General features: G+C 61.7%; 1 protein-coding gene. It reads right to left on the bottom strand.

The window, feature by feature from the left end; genetic code table 11:
* A partial coding sequence (locus C7T36_RS30175) for an amino acid adenylation domain-containing protein (protein WP_258190624.1) occupies positions 1 to 3923 on the bottom strand: 3923 nt, incomplete at its 3' end.
* Between the last annotated feature and the right edge of the window lie 30 nt (positions 3924 to 3953).

Raw genomic sequence — 3953 nt, 5'->3', positions numbered from 1 at the left:
ACAAACTCCAACGCGAGACCCCCACCCGAAACCCGGCGCCACCGAACCACATCCCCCGTCCGATACAACCTCCGCCCACCGCCGCCAAACGGATCCGCCACAAACCTCGACGCAGTCAACCCTCTCCGATTCACATACCCGCGCGCCAAACCAGGACCCGAAAGATACAACTCCCCCACCACACCCACCGGAACCGGACGCAACCAACCATCAAGAACAACCTCCGCCACACCCCGAATCGGCCCACCAATCGTCACCGAATCCCCCACCACCAACGGCACACTCGCATTCGACTGCACCGTCGCCTCCGCCGGACCATACGTATTCACCACCACCCGACCCGGCGAACACCACCGCGCCACCAACTCCGGCGAACACACCTCACCCCCCACCACCACCGTCGACAAATCCACAAGCCCGGACGGATCAACAGTCCCCAACACCGTCGGCGTCAACGCAACATGAGAAACCCTCTCCCGCACCAACAACTCCCGAAGCTCGCCGCCCCCGAACACCCCCGGTGGAGCAACCACCAACCGACCACCAGACCCCAACGCCCACAACTGCTCGAGCACCGCAGCATCAAAACTCGGCGACGCGCCATGCAACACCACCGAGTCGGCACCCAAACCGAACCGAACACACTGATCCACAACCAAATTCGCCAACCCCCGATGCGGCACCACCACACCCTTCGGCACACCCGTCGACCCCGACGTATACACCACATACGCCGCCCCATCCGGACGCAGTGTTCCGCCCCGATCCGCATCCGTCACCGGCCCAGCATCAAACCCCGCCAACGCACCCTCGAACTCGGGATCATCGAGCACCACCCACGGCACCGAACCCGGCAACACCCCACCATGATCCGAAGACGTAACACCCAGCACCGCACCACAATCAGCAAGCATGAACTCCACCCGCGCCGCCGGATACCCCGGATCAACCGCAACAAACGCCGCCCCCGACTTCGCCACCGCACACAACGCCACCACCGACAACACCGACCGCGACAACGCCACCGCAACACACGACCCCGAACCAACACCACGGCTAATCAACAACCGCGCCAACCGATTCGACCAACCATCCAACTCCCCATACGACAACCGCTCATCACCACACACGACTGCCAGTGCGTTCGGATCCCGCGCAGCCGACAGTAATTCCGGAAGCACATGTTCTTTCGCGGACAAACCACCCTGAACTGGAGCCAGTTCCCGCCGCTCCGAGGGCGAGAGCACGTCCAGCGCTGCAAGTGGTAGGTCAGGATCTGCGACTGTGGTGTTGATGACACGCAGAACCCGCTCCACAGCACTGCTCATCGTGTCGTTGTCGAAAAGTTCCGGTAGATACTTGATTCTGATGTGTAGTCGGTTGTCCAGGTGCGCAACGACGCCGATCGGATAGTGCGCAGCGTCAACACCACTCACATCAACCACCCGCATACCCGCAATATCCGTCTCCGCAGTCAACCCACCACGATCGACCGGATACGACTCGAACACCGTCATCGAGTCGAACACCGCACCCGGCCCCGCCACCCGCTGAATATCCGCCAAACCCACATACTGATGATCCAAAAGCCCAGCCTGCTCAGCCTGAATCCGGCCGAGAAGCGAACCAAGAGTCTCCCCCCGATCCAACCGAACCCGCACCGGCACCGTATTGACAAACAAACCGATCATCGACTCCACACCCGCAACCTGCGGAGGACGACCAGCCACCGTCGAACCGAACGTCACATCATCACGAGAAGTCCACCCACCCAACACAATCGACCACGCCATCTCGATCACCGAATTCACAGTCACCCCCCGACCCCGAACAAACGACATCAACCCCGCAGTCTGCTCCTCGGTCAACTCACCGAACACATCCCGCGACTCGCTGTACCGACGACCAGGATCGGCAGGTGCGACCAGGGTAGGGCTCGGGGCGCCGGCAAGTTGTTTGACCCACTCGTCCACAGATCCAGCGGTATCTTGCCGGTTGATCCACGCCAGGTAGTCACGGTACGGGTACGCCCTGGGCAAGGCATCTTCACCTGCGGCATAAGCCAGCAGCACTTCACGCAACAAAAGTGGCGTCGACCAACCGTCGAGCAGCAGATGATGATTGGTCATTACGAGCCGGTAGTTCTGCGGACCTGTAGTGATGAGCAACCAGCGCAGCAGCGGCGCACGCGTGGGATCAAAACGGTGTGCTCTGTCAGAGGCCATCACCCGATCCAATTCCAGGCGGCGCGCTTCCTCGTCGAGTTCCGAGAGGTCCATCTCCGACCACACGACCGTCAGGTGTTCCTGAACCACCTGCACCGGCCCGGGTTCGAGGTCGGAGACAAATGCGGTCCTCAGATTCGGGTAGCGATCGAGCACCACCTGACCCGCCTGACGCAAACGCTCCGAATCGACCTCACCCCGCAATTCGACGGTCAATTGCACGACGTACGCGTCTATCGACTCCTCGGACAACAGGGCATGGAACAGCAAACCTGCCTGCAGCGGGGACAACGGCCACACATCACTCAATGTGGGATACCTGTCCTCGAGCACGTCGATCTCACCTTGGCCGAGACTGACCAAGGTGAGGTCCGACGGAGTCCGCCCCCCGATGGGATGGTCGGCCATCGCGGTCAACACTTCGGTCCACAACCGTGCCAGCGCGCTCACCTCGTCGACAGTCAGCACCCCCGTTGGGAATGACCACGTCGCACGTAATCGGGGCTTGCCCTGGCTACCGAGAGTCATGGCGTTGATCTCCAGGACGCTCGCTATCGGCATGTCAGGATCCTGAGCACCACCACGGTCGGAGCCGCCGAGCCTGCGATTTTCATCTAGTGGCGACCATCCGATTCCGTCCGAGATTGATGCTCCGACGCGCCCTAGATAGTTGAATCCGATCTGCGGTGTTGCGAGCTCCCGCATCTCAAAAGCTGTGTCCTCGTTGAGATACCGCAACAATCCGTACCCGATCCCGTGATCGGGTACCGCCCGGATCTGTTCCTTGACAGATTTGACTGCGGCAGCCAATGCCGGGCCACCTGCGCAGGCGTCGTCGAGATCAATGTCTGCAAGATCCAGGCGCAGTGGAAAACTCGTGGTGAACCAGCCGACGGTACGACCCAGATCCGAACCGGGGACCGCGTTCTCCTCTCGTCCATGGCCTTCGAGCGCAATGAGCGTCGTGGCAATCGGGGCACCTGCCGACATCGGTCGGCGATCTCGCCGCCATTGCGTGACCGCGACTGCCAACGCAGCCAGCAACCCATCGCTGACCCCACCGTGAAACGCCTGAGGAACTGTGGTCAGCAAGGCTTCTGTCACGTCGGTGGGCAGTTCCACGGAAACATGATCCGTCGATCTGTTCACATCGACCGACGGGTCGAGGGGCCGCGACCCGATCACCGGATCGTCGCCGGCCGTCATCGCTCGCCACCGGTCGAGTTCCGCTACTCGCTCCGGCCGACGGGCCTCCTCGACAAACCCATGAGCCCAGCGACGCATCGACGTTCCAACCGCCGGCAACTCTGGTTCCACCCCAGCCACGATCTGCGACCACGCAATCGCCAGATCCGGCACCAACACTCGCCAGGACACACCGTCGATAGCCGAATGATGTACCACCACAAGAACACAGCCGTGCGCGCTATCCTCCACAGGTTCGAACCACACCACCTGCATCACCACACCGGCACCGGGATCGAGCCGGTCCGCCGCAGCATCCAACTCCGCAGACGCGAGGTTATTGAACTGGGAACTTCCCGGCTTCCCTCTCATCGGTACCCGGCAGATGAGGCGGTCCGCTCGAATCCCTCCTTCCGGCAACACCTCCCACGTCCAATGACCGTCGGCTTGCCTCCGTAGTCGAGAGCGCAGCATGTCGTGATGGTCGAGCACCGCTTGTATCGTGCTCGCCAAGCTCTGTTCGTCTATTGCCTCCGGCAGATT

This window comes from Rhodococcus sp. AD45-ID, assembly GCF_003023755.1.
Classification (GTDB): domain Bacteria; phylum Actinomycetota; class Actinomycetes; order Mycobacteriales; family Mycobacteriaceae; genus Rhodococcus_F; species Rhodococcus_F globerula.
The sequence above is the reverse complement of the archived record's forward strand: the minus strand, read 5'-3'. Positions and strand labels throughout refer to the sequence as shown.